This window comes from Listeria floridensis FSL S10-1187 (assembly GCF_000525875.1).
Classification (GTDB): Bacteria; Bacillota; Bacilli; order Lactobacillales; family Listeriaceae; genus Listeria; species Listeria floridensis.
The window spans coordinates 48,944-70,513 of sequence record NZ_AODF01000015.1 but is presented as its reverse complement, the minus strand read 5'-3'; the positions used below and the strand labels follow the sequence as shown (position 1 = coordinate 70,513).

Genomic DNA, 21,570 nt, shown 5'->3' with positions numbered 1-21,570 from the left:
CGCTTATTTTCCTTTGATATAATTGACACCATCAGCCTTTGGAGCTTCTGATTTCCCAATAAAGCCTACTAATGCAAGAATTGTCAGCACATAAGGCGCAATCTGCAAGTAGATATCCGGAATTTCTTTAAAGAATGGAAGTGATCCACCTGTAATTGCAAGACACTGCGCGAATCCGAAGAATATTGCAGCACCCATGGCTCCAAGTGGATTCCATTTTCCGAAGATCATTGCGGCAAGTGCCATATAACCTTGACCGGAAATGGTTGCATGACCGAAATCAAGCGTAAATGATTGTGCATAAACCGCACCACCAAGTGCACCGAGGATACCGGAAATGATAACCCCTTGATAACGCATGAACTTAACTTTGATACCCATTGTATCAGCAGCAAGTGGATGTTCGCCGACTGAGCGGAGGCGAAGGCCGAAGCGGGTTTTATAGATGATGAACCAAGATACAATCGCAAACGCAATTGCCACATAACTCATCACCGGAACATTTTTGAAAAAGATATCGCCAATCACCGGAATGTCTTTCAAAACAGGAATATCCGGCTTGCCGAAATAATACGTAATTTGGTCGGTTTGTCCTTTATCATAGAAAACTTTCACTAAGAATAGTGCAAGACCAGTAGCTAAAAAGTTGATTGCTACCCCTGAAATAACATGATCTGCACGGAAATTAATAGTTGCAACCGCATGAACAAGCGAGAAAATTCCGCCGACAATCATCGCCGCAATCAATGAAATCCACGGTGTAAGTGCGCCAAAAATGTGATCGAATGTCAAGTTGAACACGATCGCAGAAAACGCACCCATGACCATCATACCTTCAAGTCCGATATTTACAACCCCGCCTCGTTCTGAGTAAACGCCGCCGAGCGCGGTAAAGATAAGCGGACCAGCCATTAAGAGTGTACTAGAAACAAGCGTCGCAATTATTGCTGTAGCTGTCATTCTGCTTTCGCCCCCTTCTTAAATTTCGACATCGCCCAACGAATGATGTAGCTCGATGCCACGAAGAAAATAATTAATGCGATAATCACATTGACGAGCTCATTTGGCACACCTGCAATTGCCGGCATGTTAAGCGCTCCAATTTTAAGTGCCCCAAATAAAAGTGCAGCAAAGATAATTCCGATTGGTGAACTTCCACCAAGTAGTGCTACAGCAATTCCATCAAAACCGATTCCAGGTGATGAACTTAAAACATAAGCGTTACCGTATGTTCCAAGCCCTTCCATCACACCGCCTAGACCAGCAAGTCCGCCGGCTAGAACCATTGACATTACAATCGTTTTCTTGACGCTCATTCCGGCATATTGTGAAGCATTTTCGTTAAAACCGACTGCTTCAATTTCATAGCCGAATGTCGTTTTATTAAGAACAAGCCAAATGATTAGTGCGAACCCAAGTGCTATCAAAATTCCCCAGTGAAGCGTCGAATACTGCGTCATGTTTTGCAAGAAAACAGATTGCAGCGAGGCGCTATCGGAAATGGTTTTTGTTTTATCAAGTCCGTCAGTCAGCACATTTTGCACCACATAGTTGAATACATAAAGCGCTGTGTAATTCAGCATGATCGTTACGATAACTTCATTGACACGAAGCGTCGCTTTCAAAATACCTGGAATAAAAGCCCAAATAGCTCCGAAAAGCATGCCGACGATAACAGCAAGTGGTAAATGAATCCATTTGGAAAGGCCGTCAAATTGCAAAGCCACAATAATTGAACCAAGCCACCCCATTAACATTTGTCCTTCCGCACCAATGTTGAAAAGACCTGCTTTAAACGCCACCGCAACGGATAATCCGACTAAAATATAAGGCGTCGACTGACGGATGGTTTCTCCGATATAATAAGGCTGCCCTACGACACCGTTAACTAGAGCTGAATAGCCAGCAACCGGATCATAACCGAATATAAGCATAATAATCGCACCAAAAATTAAGCCGAGAAGAACTGCCGTTACAGGGATAACAAGTGAATTTAAGATGCTTCTTACTTTACTCATGCACTTTTCCCTCCGTTTCCGTGAGTTCTTCTTTTTTCGAACCGGCCATTAACAGACCTAGTTCTTGCTCTGTCGTTTCTTCCGGGTTCACAATCGCAACAATTTTACCTTCGTAAATGACTGCAATACGATCACTTACATTCATAATTTCATCCAGTTCAAACGACATGAGTAGAACGGCCTTTCCTTTGTCACGCTGCTCGATCAAGCGACGGTGAATAAATTCAATCGCACCGACATCAAGTCCGCGAGTTGGTTGTGCCGCAATTAAAAATTCAGGATCACGGCTAACTTCACGCGCGATAATCGCTTTTTGCTGATTACCACCGGAAAGTGCTTTTGCAGGAACATATTCGCTGCTTGTCCGCACATCAAATTCTTCAATCAGTTTTCTGGCATAGTCATACATCGCCTTATGATTTAAAAAACCTTTATTCGAGATCGGCTTTTGATAATATGTTTGTAACGCAATATTTTCGCCGAGCGTCATTTCAAGAACAAGACCATGCTTGTGCCGATCCTCCGGAATATGGCCTAAACCCGCTTCAGTAATTTTCCGCGGTTTCTTATTTTCAATGGACTCACCGTTTAGTTTAATCGAACCATTTGTCACTTTAGTAAGACCGCTAATCGCTTGAATCAATTCGCTTTGTCCATTTCCATCAACCCCGGCTATTCCAACGATTTCTCCAGCACGCACTGTCAAATTAAGTCCGCGTACGCTTTCCACACCGCGACTTTCCTTCACGACTAAATCTTTGACTTCAAGCACATCTTTTCCAGGAGAAGCAGGTTTCTTTTCCGTTGTAAAGACCACCTCACGACCTACCATCATATTGGCCAGTTCTTGCGGATTTGTTTCAGAGACATTGACTGTCCCCATTCCTCTTCCGCGTCGAATCACCGTTACACGATCACAAACATCCATAATTTCTTTCAGTTTATGAGTGATTAAAATAATTGATTTTCCTTCTTTGATGAGCGCACGCATAATTTGAATTAATTCCCCAATTTCTTGCGGCGTTAGTACCGCTGTCGGTTCATCAAAGATTAAGATATCCGCCCCGCGATAAAGTGTTTTCAGTATTTCCACACGCTGCTGCATCCCGATTGAAATATCGCGTACAACCGCATTTGGATCAACTCGTAATCCGTAACGATCCGAAATATCTTGAATTTCTTGAATCGCTTTTTTCTTTTCGATTACTCCGAGTTTATTCGGCTCTTTTCCCAAGATAATATTTTCCGCAACCGTGAACTTATCAACCAACATAAAATGCTGGTGAACCATTCCGATACCAAGCTCATTCGCTTTGTTCGGGTTGCTGATATTTTCTTTCTTGCCGCGTACGCGGATTTCTCCGCCGTCCGGCTCATAGAGTCCAAAAAGAACGTTCATCAGTGTCGATTTGCCCGCACCATTCTCACCTAATAAAGCATGAATTTCTCCCTGCTTTAATTGTAAGGTAATGTTATCGTTAGCTACAAATCCAGAAAACTCTTTTCTGATTCCTAACATTTCAATAACATAATCCACATTCTCACTCCCCTTATCGCTTTTTCATTGCGGAAAAACAGCCACTCGCGTATTTCTCTCGAAAAACGCCGCCTCTCCAAGTTATGCCGTCTATTTAAATAGGTGGTAAACTTGTTTTTTACCCGCTTTCTGCCGATATTTTTCACCTAATAAAGTTTCCTTGCCTAGAGTTTCATTCTATGTATAAAAGAATCCAATATTTGAGTTCCAAAAAAGACATCACTTTATTTTATTTCTATTTGCCAAGCATTGCAATCTTATTTTAGAAAAAAACAAAAAATAATAGCTATTTTATCTTAGTAAAAGGGTTTACTTCGCATGAGTAAACGGTTTCATTTTAATTAGAAAAGAGAGCCGACAAAATTGTCGGCTCATAAATAGAACTCATCAAGGTTTTTCTGGAACTTTGATGTCTCCATTAACAATTTTCTTCTTGTATTCATCCACTTTTTTAAGAATATCCGGTGTGATGTTATCTTGATGCGGAGAAAGGCCTACAGCGTCTTTATCCAAACCATATTGGATTTTTTCGCCGCCTGGGAAATCACCTTTTTTCGCACGAGCAGAAAGGTCTTTTACAGCTACGTCAACGCGTTTGATTTCAGAAGTCAAAGTAACATTGTATTCTTTGCCGTCGCTTGCTTTTACTTTTCCTTCATCCCACTGATCGCGGTCAACACCGATTACCCAAACTGCACGTTTAGGATCTTTTTTCTTCAAGTTTTTCGCTTCAGCGAATACACCGTTACCAGTACCGCCAGCAGCATGGAAGATGATATCTACACCGCTTGAGTACATTGTCGAAGCAATTTGTTGTCCTTTATCAGCTTTCGCGAAGTCATTTGCGTATTGAACATCAATTTTTGCATCTGGATTAACAGCTTTTACGCCTTCAACAAATCCAGCTTCAAAACGGTCAATAACAGTACCTTTTACACCGCCGACAAAGCCGACTTTATTTGTTTTTGTTGTCAAACCTGCAACAACCCCAACAAGGAAAGAACCGTCATTGTCTTTAAAGCCAATGCTTACAACATTATCACGATCATCAATCGTATCATCTACAATAGCAAAGTGATTGTCAGGATTTTGTTTAGAAACCGTTTCAATCGCTTCTTTCAGTTTGTAGCCGATTCCGAAAATCAAATCGTAATTAGAACGAACAGCAGTGTTTAAGTTCGTTTTGTAATCCGCTTCAGAAGCAGATTGCAAATAGTTGTATCCGCTTTGCCCTTTTTTCATCTTGTTTTCACTACCGAATGCTTTAAGACCTTCCCAAGCCGATTGGTTGAAAGAACGATCATCAACACCGCCAGTATCTGTAACCATTGCTACTGTAAAATTCTTGTCGCTGTCTTTACTTCCGCCTTTTTTGTCATCAGAACTTTTTGATCCGCAAGCTCCAAGTACTAAAGAAGTAGCAAGAACTGCTGTGAGTGCCAAAGCAAATGTACGCTTTTTCACTTATAAACCCCTCCCAAGAGATAAAATATCAGCCGGATTTAACGGTTTACCCGAACATTTACCTCGATTCAGGTTATGTACGTTCCCTTTTGTCTCGAAGCATAATAGTTTTGGAACCGTATTCTCCAACTCTTTTAAATATACCATGTTATCCCTAATAAATAAATCCTCAACTCTCTAATCTTTAAATACAAGTAAATTCTGACAATTAGTCAATGAAATCGTTTTCTTTGTTTCTGGGAAAGGGAAGGAGCAAATTTGTTAGGCTGACCTTCTTTATATAAAAGTGACTTGTAAAGAAGAGTCTCTTAACCACCATGCATTAAATCCCTAAAATGACAATCTCCTGCTGCTTCACCAGTGCCGTGTCAAGCCAGATAATCAGCTCTTCAAGCAATTCTTTAATCGCAGAATACGGCGGCTTCCCCGTCTTCGCTTCCATCTGCGTCCACAATTTAGTATCCGCTAAGTCGATTGATTGTTCTAGCTTCGCAGAATTCACCTTTTTCAATTCACTTTTTAGTCGCTTCATTTCGATCAGCGTCAACCGGTTTCTCCCAAACTTACTAAAATGCGAGTTTGATGAGTCAAAAATAAAAGAAATGAGCGTAAAGATTTCTCCGTCGATATATTTTGATGCCCCATCCCAAAATTCCCGCTTTGCTTCGCCCATTTGGAACTCGACATAGCATGTACCCTCAATGGTTTCATAGCTTTGAAAAAGTGATGTATTCATGAAGATCCCCTCCAAGCCGTAATACACACAAATTTGTTAGGCAATACTTTGCATGTTCAAGCTTATCTTTTTTGTTGCTATAAAATAACCCTCTAAGTCTGAAAAACAAAGTTTGCAGAAACTTAGAGGATCAATGTTCATTAGACCTTTACTCGTGATTTGGCTGCTGTTCCGCAAGCGATTCAATGTTGACGCGGCGCGGTTTGCTGCCTTCATGCGGTCCGACAATTCCGCGCTGTTCCATTTCATCGATCAGACGCGCGGCGCGGTTATAGCCAATCCGGAATTTGCGTTGCAACATCGACACAGAGGCTGTCTGCATTTCAACAACCAGCAAAACAGCTTCATCATATAATTCATCTTCTGCTTCATCGGTTTGTTCCGGAATTTCATCGGGAATCATTTCTTCATCATATTGTGCTTTTTGCTGGGCGATAACAAAATCAACCACCTGCTCCACTTCGTTATCCGAAAGAAAGGCACCTTGCACACGAACAGGCTTGCTTGAGCCGACTGGCAGAAACAGCATATCGCCGCGACCTAGCAGTTTTTCAGCTCCGCCCATGTCAAGAATGGTTCGTGAATCGGTTGAACTCGATACGGCAAAAGCAATTCGCGATGGAATGTTTGCTTTGATAACACCGGTAATCACATCAACAGACGGGCGCTGGGTTGCAATGATTAAGTGGATTCCGGCGGCACGAGCCATTTGAGCAAGGCGCGTAATCGCATCTTCCACATCGCTTGAAGCGACCATCATTAAATCTGCCAACTCGTCGACAATGACAACGATGAAAGGCAATTCCGTTTGTTTTTCTTCATTTTTTTCATTGTGTTTGCGCACATGTTCATTATAGCCTTCCATATTTCGAGTTCCGGTGTGCGAGAATAAATCATAACGCCGTTCCATTTCTGCCACAACTTTTTGAAGCGCCTGAGCGGCTTTTTTTGGATTGGTTACAACAGGCGCAAGCAAATGCGGAATGCCGTTATACACATTTAACTCTACCATTTTTGGATCAATCATCATCATCTTCACTTCATGCGGTTTGGCGCGAAGTAAAATGCTCGTGATAATGCCATTGATACAAACTGATTTCCCGCTTCCGGTCGAACCTGCTACAAGCAAATGCGGCATTTTATTGAGATGTGCGAGAACAGCTTCACCGGAAATATCACGGCCAAGCGCAATTTGAAGCTTATCTTCCGGTTTATTCGCGCTGTTATTTTCAAGCACCTCGCGAAGCGTGACGACCGCAACTTGCTGATTTGCCACTTCGATTCCTATTGCTGATTTCCCAGGAATCGGAGCTTCAATCCGAATATCTTTTGCTGCAAGTGCGAGTGCGATATCATCACTTAGCGATACAATTCGGCTTACTTTTACACCAACCGCCGGCTGAACTTCATACTTTGTTACGGCTGGTCCAAGATGCACTTGTGTAATTTTCGCTTTGACGCCAAAGCTTTCAAAGGTTTCTTCAAGCTTTCTTGCATTCGCTTCAATTTGTTGATATTCCTTTGATTGATCGGCTGGAGCCGCTTCATCAAGCAACGTAACAGGAGGAAGCTGATAAATTTCATGCTCAAATGACTCTTGCTCAAACTTCATTTCTTGCAGGGGTTCGTCGTCAGGTTCAGTCGGTTTTTCTTCATCCGGCTTACTAGCTACAGCTGATTTCTCCAAGACCCGCTCGCTGAAATTTGAAATAATCGGCGGTGTTTTCTCCCCTTCCTCCTCCACCGTATTGTTTGGTTTGCTTTTTTTCGCAACCGGCTTAGTTTCAGGTTCTGCACTCGCTTCTTTAACCTGTTTCTTTTGTTCGTGTTCTTGCCGTTTCACCTCAGCTTTTTCTTTCAGCTGCCGGAATTTTGCCACAAGCCACGAAATCCCGGTTTTAATTTTCTCAAAAACGACGCGGAGCGGAACCCCAGAAGCAAGCGAAAGTCCAACTGCCACAAGAAGCAACGCGACAACATTTGTACCTGCACTTGATACGAGAAAGTACGTTAGAGCCGTGATTAATGCGCCAATCATCCCGCCGCCGACAGAACCGATTTGACTTGGATGGATCATATTTTGAAAAGCTAAATGGCTGGAATAGCCGAGTATCGTCTGATCCGCCGGGAATGTTTTTAAAACTAAACTCATATGTAATAATACAGCTAACCCAGTTGCAATCAAATAAATGCCAACCAGCCGTTTAGCAAACAGCCTCGGCATTTGGCGTTTAATTAAAAGAAATCCGCCAAGTAAAATAAACCCCAGCATGATTCCGTAACTGAGTGATCCGAGGAAAAACTCGCCAATCGTGTATATGAATGTTCCGACGAAGCCAAGTTGAAACAAGCCGAGCAAACCGGCTGCAACTAAGACTAAGCCGCTGATTTCCTTTTGATAATGATTGGTTTTCTTTTTCGACCGCGTCCCCTTTGATTTCCGTGTCGCAGTCGTTTTTTTTCTTTTGTGCCGGCAAAAAAATCTCCCCACCTTCATTCAAAAATGCTTGTTCCATTATAGCATACTAAAGCATGGCTTTGCTCCCTCTAAAGACCTATTTGGCAAACAAATGTACGTAAAAAAACAGATGGAATCTACTCGATTACCATCTGTTTGATCATTTATTTCATTTCGTTTGCTTGTTCAATGATTTTCGTCACGATTCCATAATCTATCGCTTCATTTGCAGAAAGCCAAAAATTACGGTCGGTGTCTTCCATCACTTTTTCAAGTGGCTGCCCCGTTGCTTCACTAATCAAACGATTGATCCGTTCGCGCATCCGAACAATTTCGCGCGCTTCGATTTCAATTTCACTGCTTTGGCCTTGAACGCCGCCAAGTGGTTGATGAATCATGTAGCGTGTATTAGGCAAGCTGTAGCGATTTTCTTTTTTTTGCTGCCAAGTAAATGGTGATCCCTGCACTTGCTACCCAGCCCGTCCCAATTACTCGAACTTCCGGTTTCACATATTTAATCATATCGTGAATCGTATCACCAGCTTCGACGTGACCGCCTTGGCTATTGATAAAAATTGTAATCGGATCATCACTTAATGCTTCTAACAGTAAGAGCTGACTCGATACTTCCTTTGCTAAATCTTGATTGATCTCTCCGTATAATAAAATCATTCGGTTATCAATCATTTTTTGTGTAAGCAAGTTGTTGATATCTTTTCGTTTGTTTTTCATCTGCCATCTTGACACATCCTCTCTCATCTCAAGTAATAATCCCATTGTACACTTTTGGTCAAAAAAGGTCAAAAGATACCACTCTTTGATCGCTAATTAAAGATGAGGGGTACGTTTTGGCATCATTTTGCCACCTCGCACTTCCGACATACTTCCACCGACCGCAAGAAAGGCATCTGGATCAATATCATCTAAAATTGATTTCAATTTTACTTCTTCAAAACGCGAAATAATCACGAAAATCACTTTGTTAAGGTCGCCTGAATAGCCACCTGTCGCATCAATATAAGTAACGCTTTTCCCAAGTTGTTCCATGATTTCAAGCCCGATTTCTTCGTAATAACGGCTGATAATGAATGCACTCTTTGATTCATCAACGCCTTGAATGACAATATCAATCACTTTATAGGCCAAAAAATATGTAATCAACGAGTACATCGCCCGATCCCAGTTAAAAGCAAAGCCGGCTACTGAGAATATCAAAATATTAATAATCATGATAATTTGCCCCGTCGAAAGCGGTGTTTTACCGTTCACAATGATGGAAACAATTTCTGTTCCATCAAGCGCCCCTCCGTTACGAATCACAAGCCCTACTCCAAGGCCGAGCGTAACGCCACCAAATACCGTTGCAAGTAGCAAATCATCCGTCACAGGATCAATTGAATGAAGTAGCAATGTCACAGTCGACATCACAGCAATTCCGTACAACGTGAAAAGTGCAAATACTTTTCCAATTTTTTTGTATCCGATAATAAAAAAAGGGATGTTCAACACAAAAGTTAGAACTCCTAGAGGAAGCGGAGTAAGCTGCGAGATAATGATCGATATCCCAACCACGCCGCCATCAAGAATTTGATTATTTACGAGGAAAAGCTCAAGACCGACACCCATCAATATTGCACCAATCGTAATCAATACAAAGCGGTAAAAAAACCATTTCCATTTTCTGCGGCGATGCTGCCGCACTTCCTTCAAAGCCATTTCTTCTATTAAACTGCTGTCTACCTGCACATAAATCACTTCCTGTCAGTTTTACAATTTTCTCACTTATTTGAAATCGTTTACAACGATTTTGATGCATTTTTATTTCTTTATTAGTATAGCATAGCCACATATAAATTGTGAAACTACTTCACTTTTTGAAGTACTATTTTTCTTGCCCCAACCTTGCGCTTTGTAGTATAGTATTAAATGCGCAAGCTGTGAAAAATGTTGAATTTGCAACACTTTTCACAAGCAATCAAATATAAAGGTGGTTAAAAAACATGAGCGACTATCAAGTGTTGTTATACTATAAATACACGACAATTGATGATCCAGAAACCTTTGCAAAACAGCACCTTGCTTTTTGTAATGAACTTGGACTTAAGGGGCGTATACTTGTTGCAACTGAAGGGATTAACGGAACAGTTTCCGGGACAACAGAAGCAACTGAAAAATACATCGAAGGTATGCATAATGATCCGCGTTTTGCTGACATGGTTTTCAAAATTGATCAAACAGATCGGCACGCATTTAAAAAAAATGCACGTTAGACCGCGTTCTGAAATTGTGTCGCTTCACCTCGAAGACGATGTAAATCCGCTTGAAACAACAGGTAAATATCTAGAACCGGAAGAATTTCGTGAAGCATTGCTTGATCCTGATACTGTGATCTTAGATGCCCGAAATGATTATGAGTTTGACTTGGGGCATTTCCGCGGAGCCGTTCGACCAGATATTAAAGCATTCCGCGATTTACCTGAATGGGTGGAAGAAAACCGCGAACAATTTGATGGCAAAAAAATCGTCACCTATTGTACGGGAGGAATTCGCTGTGAAAAATTCTCCGGCTGGCTTAAAACAGCTGGATTTGATGATGTTTCTCAACTACACGGTGGCATCGCAACATACGGTAAAGATGAAAAAACGAAAGGCGAGTTTTGGGATGGTATGATGTACGTATTTGATGAACGTATCGCTGTTCCGATCAACCGTGTTGATCATAAAATCGTCGGTCGCGATCATTTTGACGGTGCACCTTGCGAACGCTATATTAATTGTGCGAACCCGCAGTGCAATAAACAAATCCTCGCATCTGAGGAAAATGATGAAAAATATTTACACAGCTGTTCACACGAATGCCGGGTTCACCCTGACAACTTATACGTGAAACAACACGGCCTTTCAAAAGATGAACTTGAAGCCCGACTAAACGCAATCGGCGAAAGCTTATCGGCTGTTACTGAATAAATAAAAAAAAGCGATTCTCTATCTAAAAGAGATCGCTTTTTTCTTATTCTATCGTTCATTTAATGTAATACCGCGTGCTTCACAAAAATCTTTCAATTCTCCCGAAACAAGTAACGGCGCAGATTTTAGTTCATCCAAATTTCGTGCATCAAGCAAAACGAATAATGCTGTCAAATTTTCTACGACCAAATTCAGCTCCCGAATCGCCGCATCCAGCCCGTCTTTTTTCAATCGATAAAGAACCTTTCCGGCAATCCCTGCCGCTTTAGCGCCGAGCGCATAGCATTTTACCATGTCGAGCGCCGATTTAATCCCGCCGGAAGCCAAAATTTCTACGTTCGGCATTTCAGTTGCTTTCAAATCAAGCAGACTTTCGGCCGTTGTAAGTCCCCAATTGGTTAAAAAATCAAAAGCCATGATCACGTCTTCTGTCATTTTCAATCTTGGCGAAATTTGTGCCACCTCTCCCGCCGAGGTCAACCGTCTTCACCCCAAGAGAAGCTAACCTTGCAACCGTCTCGCGGCGCATCCCGAAACCAACTTCCTTCACAATAATCGGTATCCGAATCTCCTCGGTATAGCGCTTAATCGTTTCAATCCAATGTCCAAATTCACGATCCCCTTCCGGCATGATAAGCTCTTGCGCTGGGTTAATGTGAATTTGAAGTGCATCCGCGCGCAGCATCTCAATCGCTCGTTTTGCCGCATCGACCGGAACTTCTGGGCTGACATTGGCAAACAAATAGCCATCCGGATTCACCTTTCGAGCGATCCGGTAACTGTCTTCAAGTAACGGATTTTGAATAGCCGCCGACTGAGATCCAACCGCCATCGCGATACCAACTTCGCGCGCGATTTCTGCTAAATCGCGATTAATGCCGGCTGTATGTGCGCTTCCGCCTGTCATTGCATTGATATAAAAGGGCAATTTCATGGTAAGGCCAGCAAATTGGGTAGCCAGACTCACATCACTCACGCCGATTTTCGGCAGTGACGTGCCAAGCAGTCTGATTTCGTCAAAGGCTGTTCCCGTTTCTTCATAAGATTTGTAAGCCAGCGTCACATGCTCATCTTTTCTTCGCTCGCGTAAAAGATCTTCTTTTTTCCCCAAACTTTCCACGTCCTTAATTTGCTAAATCTGTTTGAAATGGTGCAACTTCTCTGAACCAAGCTGCTTTTTCCGCCTCATTCGGCTGGTAGACTGCCCCGTCTTTCAAAAGGATTAACCCATGAAAAGTTTGGATGTCGTCTTCGCAGTCCTCGCAGTACAAAATTTCATCTTCATTCCAAGCCGCAAACAACACTTGTTTTTTAAGCGCATGGTGCGGATAATTTTTGATTAAATCGGCCGCGATCTTCTGATACGTTTGAAAAGCTTCGTCACGATTCGTAAACCGGAACTGTTCGCTGATCGTTTCCTCCCAATCTTCAAAAAACCACCACGGCTCGTACTCACCCGTCGTTGTCAAAACGCTCCATTCTGTCAAGATCTATCATCTCCCGAATTATTTGCTAACCCGATTATAGCAAGCCTCAAGCGGAATGTAAATTTTTGAAACTCGCACCAAAACACGCTAAACTAGAAGTAATTGATAAAGAAAGAAGGAGATCAATTTGGCAATTGAAACAGCAATTATTCGTGTAACTGGGCTCGTACAAGGCGTCGGCTTTCGCTACACAACGAAGCACCTTGCGTATCAATATGATGTCAGTGGGACGGTGAAAAATTTGGAGGACGGCTCTGTTGAAATTAGTGCGCGAGCTGAAAGCGGACAGCTTGAAAACTTTATTGAGGCTGTAAAAAAGGGGCCTTCGCGGGCAGCGCATGTGAACGAAGTTTTTGTTTATAAAGGGGCTCCTGTTCCAGAAAGCAAAACTTTTGATATCATCTATTAATTAAGCCTTGAAATCCCTTGTCATTTGAATTATAGTAAAGGAATGATGCCGCAGGAAAGGAGCTGATGCGCGCATGGGAATACTGGCGCAAATGTTTGCTGAACCTGAATTTATTTCGATTTCAGTCACGTTCCTTTTGACGCTTGCAATTTTTCGGTTCTGGCCGGTTATCACTTTACTGAAACCTGCGATGGTGACGCGAACTCATGATACCATTCGTTTGTTTCGTCTAACGCCATGCAAAATAACTATCAGTAAGCCGACCCGCACCAGTTTTGTTGTAAACTGGATTGTTGCAACGCTTAAAAAAGGCCAGTTCGATGATGATGAAAATCACAGTTCTTATTCCTTATCCGAACTCAAATGAAACTTTAGGAGGAAATAAGAATCTTGAAACTTAAACAAAAACATATTATTTTAATCAGCATGTTGCTTGTCGGCTTGCTAGTTCTCTCTGGCTGTAGTATGGACCCTTCTCAAAATCAGGACGGTTTTTTCTACAAATATTTAATCTGGCCGCTTGCTTGGTTTATCCAATTTGTCGCTTCTTTTTTCAGCAACAACTACGGAATCGCGATTATCATCACAACGCTCGTTATTCGTGCTGTGATCATGCCACTCAACCTTAGAACGGCAAAAGCGCAAATGGGGATGCAATCCAAAATGGCTGTTGCCAAACCGGAAATTGATGAAATCCAAGCGCGTTTAAAACGTGCAACAACGAAAGAAGAACAATCTAAAATCCAACAAGAGATGATGGTTGTTTACCAAAAATATAATATTAATCCTATGCAGATGGGCTGCTTACCACTTCTCATCCAAATGCCTATCCTGATGGCATTTTATTATGCGATTCGTGGTTCAGAAGCCATCGCAACGCATACATTCCTTTGGTTTAATCTTGGAACACCAGATATGATTCTTGCGATTATTGCCGGTGTTGTCTACCTTGGTCAATACTATGTATCAATGATTGGTTATACACCGGAACAAAAGAAACAGATGCGTATTATGGGACTGATTTCCCCAGCAATGATTCTGTTCATTTCCTTCTCAGCACCAGCTGCACTTGCACTTTACTGGGCTGTCGGCGGGATTTTCCTTGCCGGGCAAACCTTGCTAACGAAGAAACTTTACATGAATAAACACCCTGAGATAAAAGAAATGGAAAAAAGCGAACGTGAATTTGAAGAAACGGTTGAAAAACAAAATAAACAATAAGAGTGTTAGTAAAAAGAGGAGAGCGAATCGCTCTCCTCTTTTTATATTCAGCGAATGAAGGGTTTGCCTTCATAACACATTAAATCGCGGTAGCAAGCATCGTGCTGTTCATTCACAAGTTTTGGAACCTGATCAAGTGGGAAAAATGCCAGCTCAAGTGTTTCGTTATTTGTCTCTTTAAACAGTTCTCCGTCTCGATACTCCACGTGAAAGAAAAATAAAATCGGCTGAGCTTTATCTCCGTTTGGATAGCAATCTTCATACTTGGAATAAACTCCGATCAACTCTTTCGTTATTACTTTAAGTCCAGTCTCTTCATAGAATTCTCGCTCTACAGTTTCACAAACTGATTCGCCAAGCTCGACTGCACCGCCAGGAAAGCCCCAGCTTGCTCGATCACTTCGCTTTTGCAGCAACACTTCTCTGTTTTTGTTCAGCAAGCAGCCTCCGGCAAAATTCAAGATAATTTGATCGTGCCCCACTTTCGTTCGAATCCATTTTATATAATCCATCTTCATTCTCCCTTCATCAAAAAACAACCCGGCTGAAAATCATACCGGGTTGTTCGAATCAGCAATCTTAATTACCGTTTTTCTTTTCTTCTTTTTTCTCACCAGCCACTTTTTCAATCAGCGGCAGCGTAATCGTAATTTCGGTTCCTTTTCCTTCAGCGCTAGTTGCACTAATTGTGCCAAGGTAGCCTTCAACCAGCTGTTTGGCGATCGCGAGGCCAAGCCCGTTCCCACCTTTTTCTCGACTCCGGGCTTTATCCACCCGGTAAAAGCGGTTGAAAACTTTCTCGATCTCGTCTGCTGAAATTCCGACCCCGTAATCGCGAATTGTCACTTCGACTTTTTCGCCGCTACGCGCAACTGCCATATCGACTTCTTTTGCACCATCTGAATATTTCACTGCGTTATCCATTACAATAATCAACAGCTGTTCCAGATGGTTGTGCTGAATCAGTGCATGCAGATTATCCGCTTTCTCATCAAGCTTAAATGTAAAGTCGGTGTACATTACTTCAAAATTACGTCGCACTTGTTCGACAGTGTCATTGATGCTCGTAATTTGTAGTTCTTTCGTTTGCGAAACTTGTTCTGCTCGTGACAGGTCAAGCATTTCCTGTACCAGTTTCTTCATTCGTTCAAGCTCTGTGAGCGATGCTTGAAGCGATTCATCAAGTACTTCGGGATCATTTTTCCCCCAGCGGTCAAGTAGCTTGAGATGCCCTTCCATAATTTGAACCGGCGTCCGCAGTTCATGCGAAGCATCCTCTACAAATTGTTTTTGCTGTTCAAAGCTCGTCTCAATGCGCGTCATCATATCGTTAAAGATAACCGTTAGTTCGGTAATCTCATCGCGTGATTTCGTTGTTGTTTCAATTCGTTGTTGGAACCCGTTATTTCGGACATCGCTCATTCCTTTTGCCAGTTTGGTAAGCGGGCGGAGGAAGTTTTGAGCGAGCAGGTAACCAAGCATACCGCTGATAAATAGAGCCACTGCCCCAAGAAGGAACATTGTGAGTAAAAGCTTGCCCATAATTTTATTGTAGCTTGTCAGCGGATTGATAATCTGAACATAACCGATCACGGTTGAATTGTCATTTAGTGATGTAATCGGTCCTTGCGAAATCAGCATCTTATCTCCGCTGATTGTCGGTTTATTTGTTACCCGATCATTCGTATACGGTTTAAAATACGAGGAAAAGTCATTATTTGCCGTTTTTTGACTGGAATTAAGAAAGTATTTATCAAGCTGTTCACCTTTTGCATTATAGATGGCAATCACTTGATCTTGAATTTTTCGGCTAATGCTCGGACTTTTATCAAAAACTTCTTTTAAAAGATCAGCATTATCCAAGTTTCCCGATTTCAAAACTTGATTAGCTGTTGTTTCTGCAAGAAGTGAATTTACTTTTTGCTCCTCTTCATTCAGGAGCATTTGTCCGATTCCTTGATAAATCGCATAAGAAAATAAGAAAAATGTCAAAAAAATGGCTGCCGCTGCCCCGAAAGTCCATTTAAATTTTAGTGAACGACTTTTCAGTGAAAAGCTGCTTACATTTGTCATGTACGCATCACATACCCTGTACCGCGAACGGTTTGAATATAGCTCTCTTCCTCTTCATGGTCGATTTTATTTCGCAAATAACGTACATAGACATCCACCACATTGGTTTCCACTTCTGTTTCATAACCCCACACTTTATTGAGCAGAACCTCGCGTGTGAGAACGATATTAACATTTTCCATCAGCGTAAGTAGTAGCTCATATTCACGCTTTGTTAAATCAATCACCTCTTCGCCTCGTCTTACAATCCGGCTTTCCTTCTCAACCACTAAATCACGGTATTCAAGTGTGGTTTGTTTTGCCGATTGTTCTGCATTTTCAACACGTCTTAGAAGCGAGCGAAGTCGCGCAAGCAATTCTTCAATGGCAAACGGCTTTACAATATAGTCATCCGCACCATGATCGAGTCCTGAGACACGGTCAATGACAGAATCCCGAGCTGTGATCATTATGATTGGCGTTTGCTTCACTTGGCGAATCCGCCGGCATACTTCCATCCCATTCAAATGCGGTAGCATTAAATCAAGCAAAATCGCATCCCAATCTTCATCAAGTGCTATTTCAAGCCCTGCACGGCCATCATTTGCAACCGTCGTTTCATAGTTTTCATGTTGAAGCTCAAGTTCAATAAAGCGAGCTAAATTCTTTTCATCTTCCACAATTAATATTTTACTCATCTAAAAAACCTCTCTTCTGGGTTTATGACTGTTGTCCTATTTCTATTGTAGCGAACTTTAAAGATAAAACAACTCCTAACCGCCACCCTGGATACTTTTTTAGTAAATTATTATTTAAAACCGCTGATTTCTCATGAATTTATTAGAATTTCGATCAATAAAAAAGCACATCCTCAAGCAAGAGGATGTGCTTCTTCGTTATTTAATCAATCTTCAACTTCAGGCCACTCCGTGTGGAATGTTCCTTGTTTATCAACACGTTCATACGTATGCGCTCCAAAATAGTCGCGTTGTGCTTGAATCAAGTTTGCAGGAAGAACACTTGAACGATAGCTGTCGTAGTAGCTGATCGCAGCTGAGAATGTTGGAACTGGGATTCCAGCTTTCACAGCTTCTGCCACAACTTCACGTAGTGCACCTTGATAATTATCTGCAATGCCTTTGAAATAAGGATCAAGCAAAAGGTTATTCAAGTTTTTATCGTTGTTATAAGCATCGGTAATTTTTTGCAAGAAGCGCGCACGAATGATACAACCCGCGCGGAAAATCTTCGCAATTTCACCGTATTGTAAATCCCAGTTATATTCATCGCTTGCCGCTTTCATTTGTGCAAAACCTTGCGCGTAAGAAGCAATCTTACTGAAATACAGTGCGCGGCGTACCGCTTCAACAAAAGCTTTTTTATCTCCGTCAAAATGATAGCTTGATGGTCCAGTTAAAACTGTACTTGCATGAACACGTTCATCCTTAAGAGCCGAAATATAACGTGCAAATACTGATTCAGTAATCAGCGAAAGCGGAACACCTAAATCAAGCGCGCTTTGGCTCGTCCATTTTCCTGTTCCTTTTTGACCAGCTTTATCTAAAATAACATCCACGATTGGTTTGCCTGTTGCATCATCGCGAACCGTCAAAATGTTTTTCGTAATTTCGATCAAATAGCTGTCAAGTTCGCCTTCATTCCATTCAGCAAACACTTCAGCAAGCTCATCGTGATTAAGCCCTACGATGTCTCTTAAAATCGTATACGCTTCAGCAATCAATTGCATATCGCCGTATTCGATTCCGTTATGCACCATTTTTACATAATGACCCGCGCCATCTGGACCGATATAAGTCACACACGGTTCCCCGTCTGCAACTGCTGCAATTTCACGCAAGATCGGTGCAACAAGGTCATATGCTTTACGCTGACCACCCGGCATGATTGAAGGTCCCTTAAGCGCTCCTTCTTCACCGCCTGAAACCCCAGTTCCGATAAAGTTAAAGCCTTCTTCGCTAAGTTCTTTATTACGGCGAATCGTATCTTTGAAAAAGGCGTTTCCACCGTCAATTAAAATATCGCCTTCTGAAAGGAAAGGTTTAACCGCTTCAATCATCATATCAGTAGCTTCTCCTGCTTTTACCATGATGAGAATACGGCGCGGAACTTCTAACGATTCGACAAACTCCTCCAAGCTGTATGTCGGAACTAACTTCTTGTCCGAATGTTCTTCCATAACTGCTTTTGTTTTTTCAGTCGAACGGTTAAAAATGGAGACTGTATGCCCGCGGCTTTCAATGTTTAAAGCCAAGTTGCGTCCCATTACGCCCATTCCGATTACTCCAATTTCTTGTTTTGCCATTTGAAATATTCTTCCCTTCCTGAATTTATTAAGGCAGAAAAACTGTCTTACATTTCTCAACCCCTTTACTATACCAAAGAAACCCCGCCCGGGCAAATGAATCTTCCTCAAAACGTTCGGCTAGCGCGGCGGAAATTCCGTTATAACTTCCATTCCGCGAGCAGAGCTGATGATGGCAAGAAGAAGTCGTGATAAGTTTTCGAGTTCGGCCTGCGCGATCCTTTCTTTTTCTGTGTGCGGATTTTCATATCCGACAGAAAGAAGCAAGGTCTCAAGTCCTCTTTCATTGAATATGCTCGCATCTGACCCTCCGAGAAAAACCACTTCTTGATTCTTGAGTTCTGCTTTCCTCGCTGCTTGCTTCGCAAGCAGCACAGCCGGATGCTGATCACGAATTTTAAAGCCCGGATAACTAATATGCAGTTCAGAATCCACACTGGCACCGTATTTAGCCCCCGTTTGATCAAAAAGTTGGCGAATCCCTTCTATTGCCTCCAAGCGGCTATCCAAAACAAACTCTCCCGCAATCGTTAACTCAACCCGTACCGTTTCCTCACCGAGCTGATTTTTAGTTCCGTCAAACCGAAGCACATTGACTATCATATCTTGCGGCATCCTAGACTTTCTAATCCGGTGAAGAGCTGCGCGAGCAATATTAATCGCCGAAACATCACTGTCTTTAAAACTTTGAATCACTGTAACGTTCAGTTCCGCATGCGTATCCGAAATCCGCTGAAACGAACCTACCTTGCCGGGTGCATCTAAACAAAAACCATATCGCGATTCAAGTACTGTTAAATCAAGCATTTTCGCACCAAGTAGCCCTGCTTCTTCCCGTGTCGTAAAAATGAATTCAAGCGGTCCGTGCTCAAGCGAAGTATCTTCTTGAACCGTCTTAATTACCGCAAGCATTGCCGCAACCCCTGCCTTGTCATCCGCACCAAGATAGCCTGAACTCGACCGATAATAACCGTCTGAAAGCTCGATCACAGGCTTTTCTCCGTTCGTTGCCGTATCCAGATGTGCAGCAAAAAAAAGCGGAGCAAACCCCTCTTTTGTCTCAGGAATCCGCGCTATAAGTCCGCCAGGCCCAGTATGAATCAGCGGCACTTGAAACCCATCAATTTCTGCCTTTATGTATTCAAGAAGTTCGTCCTCAAAAAGCGAAGGCGAATAAATCTTTGTAATCGTTTCAAAATAAGCAAACACATCTAAAACTGCCATAGTCAGACCTCTTTCTCCTTACGGCTTTTTCTGTTTATTCGTAAAGTTCTCCTTGAAGAACTGCTTAAAAATTGTTAGAATCAAACTAGAAAAGTATTTTGAGAGGAGCAGCACGTCTTATGTCTAATAAAAAAGTCATGCGCTTTGTCGTCATCTTGATGCTTGTAGCCATTGTCTTATCGAGCATCCTAACGGGTGTACTCATGGTTCTGTAGAAGCCGATTCCGATCGGCTTTTTTATTTTTGACAAAAAAAAGAGCAGCACCGCAAAGAGTACCACCCAAAAACATCTAGGGAGTTTAGGGGTATGAATCTAGATGTAAAATACTATACCCCTATCTCCAAAAATGCAAACATTATTAATAAACCGAAGTGTTATCTTTCGAAATTTCTTCCACTGTCTTCTTAATCGTTTGAAGGAACCTGCCTGCCATGAGACCATCTAGAATCCGGTGGTCAATCGACAAACATAAATTCACCATATCGCGGATCGCAATCATATCCTCAATGACAACTGGGCGTTTCACAATCGCTTCCACTTGCAGAATAGCCGCTTGCGGATGATTAATAATCCCCATCGACTGAACTGATCCGAAAGAACCAGTACTGTTCACCGTGAACGTTCCACCCTCCATGTCTGCCGTTGTCAACTTGTTATTCCGAGCTTTTCCAGCCAGTTCACTGATTTCGCGCGCAATTCCTTTGATTGATTTTTCATCTGCATTTTTAATAACTGGTACATAAAGCAAATCATTCGCAGCGATCGCAATCGAAATATTAATGTCTTTATGCTCGATGATCTTGTCTCCTGCCCAAGTACTGTTAAGCATTGGGAATTCCTTAAGTGCTTGTGCGACTGCTTTAATGAAGAAGGCAAAGTACGTTAAGCTGTATCCTTCTTCTTGTTTGAATTTATTTTTAACACTATCGCGGTAGCGAACAAGATTTGTTGCATCTGCTTCCGTCATCATCCATGCATGTGGAATTTCGTGCTTGCTTTCCACCATATGTTTCGCGATTGCACGACGCACTCCGTTAACCGGAATTTCACGATCGCCGTTTGCTACCTTCAGAAACTCTTTTGGAGCTGCTGGCTGTTCCGCCTTAGCAGGAGCTACTGGTTCAGCCTGCACTGATTTTTCTGCTGCAGGTTTTTTAGCTGGACCCGCTTCAACAAATTTCAACACATCTTTTCGCGTAATCCGTCCGCCGTTCCCGGTTCCTGGAATTTCGCTCAAGTCCAGATTATGTTCACCAGCAAGACGAAGCACTGCTGGAGAAAAGCGCGCGCCAGACGGAGCATTTGCTTTCGCTTCCTTCATACTTGCTCCACCATTTTGCGGGGCTGCAGCTGGTTCCACAGTTTCCGCCGGAGCCTCAACTGCATGTTCAGAAACATCCGCAGTTGCATCGCCGCCATCCGTTTCAATCGTACAAATAACCGCTCCGACTTCAAGCGTTTCATCTTCTTTTGCAAGTATTTCTTTGATTGTTCCTGTATAAGAAGAAGGAATTTCAGCCGTTACCTTATCCGTAAGCACCTCAGCAATCGCATCGTATTTTTCGACCTTTTGCCCCGGTTCAACCAGCCAAGAACTAATTGTCCCTTCCGTCACACTTTCGCCAAGTTTTGGCATTGTGATTTCCATAATTGCCACGTCACTTCAACCCCTT

Annotated in this window: 19 protein-coding genes and 3 pseudogenes; 6 read left to right on the top strand and 16 right to left on the bottom strand. The window is 42.3% G+C overall.

What is annotated here, in order from left to right:
* Positions 1-3: 3 nt before the first annotated feature.
* The 8 genes and pseudogenes from MFLO_RS07425 to MFLO_RS07390 all read right to left on the bottom strand — a co-directional run bounded on the left by MFLO_RS07425 (position 4) and on the right by MFLO_RS07390 (position 9,968).
* On the bottom strand, positions 4-960 hold the full coding sequence (locus tag MFLO_RS07425; protein WP_036097315.1) for an ABC transporter permease: 957 nt from the start codon (positions 958-960) through the stop codon (positions 4-6).
* Positions 957-2,018 (bottom strand): ABC transporter permease, encoded by a 1,062-nt coding sequence (locus MFLO_RS07420; protein WP_036097314.1) that lies wholly within the window; start codon positions 2,016-2,018, stop codon positions 957-959. Before MFLO_RS07420 ends, MFLO_RS07425 begins: the two co-directional genes overlap by 4 nt.
* The gene (locus MFLO_RS07415; RefSeq protein ID WP_036097313.1) at positions 2,011-3,555 is read right to left on the bottom strand and encodes an ABC transporter ATP-binding protein; all 1,545 of its coding nucleotides are present in this window, start codon (positions 3,553-3,555) and stop codon (positions 2,011-2,013) included. Before MFLO_RS07415 ends, MFLO_RS07420 begins: the two co-directional genes overlap by 8 nt.
* Positions 3,556-3,942: 387 nt before the next feature.
* Entirely contained in the window at positions 3,943-5,019 is a 1,077-nt protein-coding gene (locus MFLO_RS07410; protein WP_036097312.1) for a BMP family lipoprotein, read from the bottom strand.
* A 322-nt stretch (positions 5,020-5,341) separates the two neighbouring features.
* Positions 5,342-5,755, bottom strand: a complete 414-nt coding sequence (locus tag MFLO_RS14630; protein WP_051993549.1) for a hypothetical protein — start codon at positions 5,753-5,755, stop codon at positions 5,342-5,344.
* 148 nt (positions 5,756-5,903) lie between these two features.
* Positions 5,904-8,252 carry an FtsK/SpoIIIE family DNA translocase gene (locus MFLO_RS07400; RefSeq protein WP_036097311.1) on the bottom strand — a complete coding sequence of 783 codons (2,349 nt, stop codon included), beginning with the start codon at positions 8,250-8,252 and terminating at the stop codon, positions 5,904-5,906.
* A 125-nt stretch (positions 8,253-8,377) separates the two neighbouring features.
* Positions 8,378-8,945 (bottom strand): annotated as a pseudogene (locus tag MFLO_RS07395) (ATP-dependent Clp protease proteolytic subunit).
* Between the two features lie 96 nt (positions 8,946-9,041).
* On the bottom strand, positions 9,042-9,968 hold the full coding sequence (locus MFLO_RS07390) for a YitT family protein (protein WP_036097310.1): 927 nt from the start codon (positions 9,966-9,968) through the stop codon (positions 9,042-9,044).
* Between the two features lie 245 nt (positions 9,969-10,213).
* On the opposite strand from MFLO_RS07390, the pseudogene MFLO_RS16360 reads away from it, so the two are divergent.
* Together MFLO_RS16360 and trhO are read left to right on the top strand one after the other, a co-directional pair.
* A pseudogene (locus tag MFLO_RS16360) lies at positions 10,214-10,411 on the top strand (oxygen-dependent tRNA uridine(34) hydroxylase TrhO); the annotation flags it as partial.
* Positions 10,329-11,180 carry an oxygen-dependent tRNA uridine(34) hydroxylase TrhO gene (gene trhO / locus MFLO_RS07385; protein WP_241433578.1) on the top strand — a complete coding sequence of 284 codons (852 nt, stop codon included), beginning with the start codon at positions 10,329-10,331 and terminating at the stop codon, positions 11,178-11,180. The pseudogene MFLO_RS16360 and the gene trhO, both read left to right, overlap by 83 nt.
* Positions 11,181-11,228: 48 nt before the next feature.
* Here trhO and fni read toward each other — a convergent pair.
* Together fni and MFLO_RS07375 are read right to left on the bottom strand one after the other, a co-directional pair.
* Positions 11,229-12,291 (bottom strand): annotated as a pseudogene (gene fni / locus MFLO_RS07380) (type 2 isopentenyl-diphosphate Delta-isomerase).
* 13 nt (positions 12,292-12,304) lie between these two features.
* Positions 12,305-12,667: a DUF1033 family protein gene (locus MFLO_RS07375; RefSeq protein WP_036097309.1), complete on the bottom strand. Its 363-nt coding sequence runs from the start codon at positions 12,665-12,667 to the stop codon at positions 12,305-12,307.
* Between the two features lie 127 nt (positions 12,668-12,794).
* On the opposite strand from MFLO_RS07375, the gene MFLO_RS07370 reads away from it, so the two are divergent.
* The 3 genes from MFLO_RS07370 (at position 12,795) to yidC (ending at position 14,297) form a co-directional block, all read left to right on the top strand.
* Complete coding sequence (locus MFLO_RS07370; protein ID WP_036097308.1) at positions 12,795-13,076, top strand: acylphosphatase; 282 nt, start codon at positions 12,795-12,797, stop codon at positions 13,074-13,076.
* Between the two features lie 73 nt (positions 13,077-13,149).
* Positions 13,150-13,443, top strand: coding sequence for a hypothetical protein (locus MFLO_RS07365; protein WP_036097307.1), 294 nt, complete (start codon positions 13,150-13,152; stop codon positions 13,441-13,443).
* 59 nt (positions 13,444-13,502) lie between these two features.
* Positions 13,503-14,297 (top strand): membrane protein insertase YidC, encoded by a 795-nt coding sequence (yidC, locus tag MFLO_RS07360; RefSeq protein ID WP_036097336.1) that lies wholly within the window; start codon positions 13,503-13,505, stop codon positions 14,295-14,297.
* 47 nt (positions 14,298-14,344) lie between these two features.
* Here the strand turns inward: yidC and MFLO_RS07355 are convergent, their stop codons facing one another.
* The 5 genes from MFLO_RS07355 to MFLO_RS07335 all read right to left on the bottom strand — a co-directional run bounded on the left by MFLO_RS07355 (position 14,345) and on the right by MFLO_RS07335 (position 19,896).
* Complete coding sequence (locus MFLO_RS07355; protein ID WP_036097306.1) at positions 14,345-14,809, bottom strand: NUDIX hydrolase; 465 nt, start codon at positions 14,807-14,809, stop codon at positions 14,345-14,347.
* Positions 14,810-14,876: 67 nt separating this feature from the next.
* Positions 14,877-16,370, bottom strand: coding sequence for a HAMP domain-containing sensor histidine kinase (locus tag MFLO_RS07350; RefSeq protein ID WP_036097305.1), 1,494 nt, complete (start codon positions 16,368-16,370; stop codon positions 14,877-14,879).
* Positions 16,367-17,047 (bottom strand): response regulator transcription factor, encoded by a 681-nt coding sequence (locus MFLO_RS07345; RefSeq protein ID WP_036097304.1) that lies wholly within the window; start codon positions 17,045-17,047, stop codon positions 16,367-16,369. The genes MFLO_RS07350 and MFLO_RS07345 overlap by 4 nt, the downstream gene beginning before the upstream one ends.
* A gap of 206 nt (positions 17,048-17,253) precedes the next feature.
* A complete protein-coding gene (gndA, locus tag MFLO_RS07340) occupies positions 17,254-18,672 on the bottom strand; it encodes an NADP-dependent phosphogluconate dehydrogenase (protein WP_036097303.1) in 1,419 nt (472 codons plus the stop codon).
* A 120-nt stretch (positions 18,673-18,792) separates the two neighbouring features.
* Positions 18,793-19,896 (bottom strand): M20/M25/M40 family metallo-hydrolase, encoded by a 1,104-nt coding sequence (locus MFLO_RS07335; protein WP_051993548.1) that lies wholly within the window; start codon positions 19,894-19,896, stop codon positions 18,793-18,795.
* A gap of 119 nt (positions 19,897-20,015) precedes the next feature.
* Between MFLO_RS07335 and prli42 the strand changes: the two genes are divergently transcribed.
* On the top strand, positions 20,016-20,111 hold the full coding sequence (prli42, locus tag MFLO_RS15375) for a stressosome-associated protein Prli42 (protein WP_149022993.1): 96 nt from the start codon (positions 20,016-20,018) through the stop codon (positions 20,109-20,111).
* A 144-nt stretch (positions 20,112-20,255) separates the two neighbouring features.
* On the opposite strand, the gene MFLO_RS07330 is transcribed toward prli42, so the two are convergent.
* A complete protein-coding gene (locus tag MFLO_RS07330; protein ID WP_036097302.1) occupies positions 20,256-21,554 on the bottom strand; it encodes a dihydrolipoamide acetyltransferase family protein in 1,299 nt (432 codons plus the stop codon).
* Positions 21,555-21,570 lie beyond the last annotated feature (16 nt).

Bases quoted from the DNA above. Each gene is read 5' to 3' on its own strand.
- MFLO_RS07350 (WP_036097305.1), bottom strand. From the start codon at position 16,370: ATGACAAATGTAAGCAGCTTTTCACTGAAAAGTCGTTCACTAAAATTT.
- MFLO_RS14630 (WP_051993549.1), bottom strand. From the start codon at position 5,755: ATGAATACATCACTTTTTCAAAGCTATGAAACCATTGAGGGTACATGC.
- MFLO_RS07425 (WP_036097315.1), bottom strand. From the start codon at position 960: ATGACAGCTACAGCAATAATTGCGACGCTTGTTTCTAGTACACTCTTA.
- gndA (WP_036097303.1), bottom strand. From the start codon at position 18,672: ATGGCAAAACAAGAAATTGGAGTAATCGGAATGGGCGTAATGGGACGC.
- MFLO_RS07345 (WP_036097304.1), bottom strand. From the start codon at position 17,047: ATGAGTAAAATATTAATTGTGGAAGATGAAAAGAATTTAGCTCGCTTT.
- MFLO_RS07420 (WP_036097314.1), bottom strand. From the start codon at position 2,018: ATGAGTAAAGTAAGAAGCATCTTAAATTCACTTGTTATCCCTGTAACG.
- MFLO_RS07335 (WP_051993548.1), bottom strand. From the start codon at position 19,896: ATGGCAGTTTTAGATGTGTTTGCTTATTTTGAAACGATTACAAAGATT.
- MFLO_RS07365 (WP_036097307.1), top strand. From the start codon at position 13,150: ATGGGAATACTGGCGCAAATGTTTGCTGAACCTGAATTTATTTCGATT.
- MFLO_RS07355 (WP_036097306.1), bottom strand. From the start codon at position 14,809: ATGGATTATATAAAATGGATTCGAACGAAAGTGGGGCACGATCAAATT.
- yidC (WP_036097336.1), top strand. From the start codon at position 13,503: ATGTTGCTTGTCGGCTTGCTAGTTCTCTCTGGCTGTAGTATGGACCCT.
- prli42 (WP_149022993.1), top strand. From the start codon at position 20,016: ATGTCTAATAAAAAAGTCATGCGCTTTGTCGTCATCTTGATGCTTGTA.
- MFLO_RS07400 (WP_036097311.1), bottom strand. From the start codon at position 8,252: ATGAAGGTGGGGAGATTTTTTTGCCGGCACAAAAGAAAAAAAACGACT.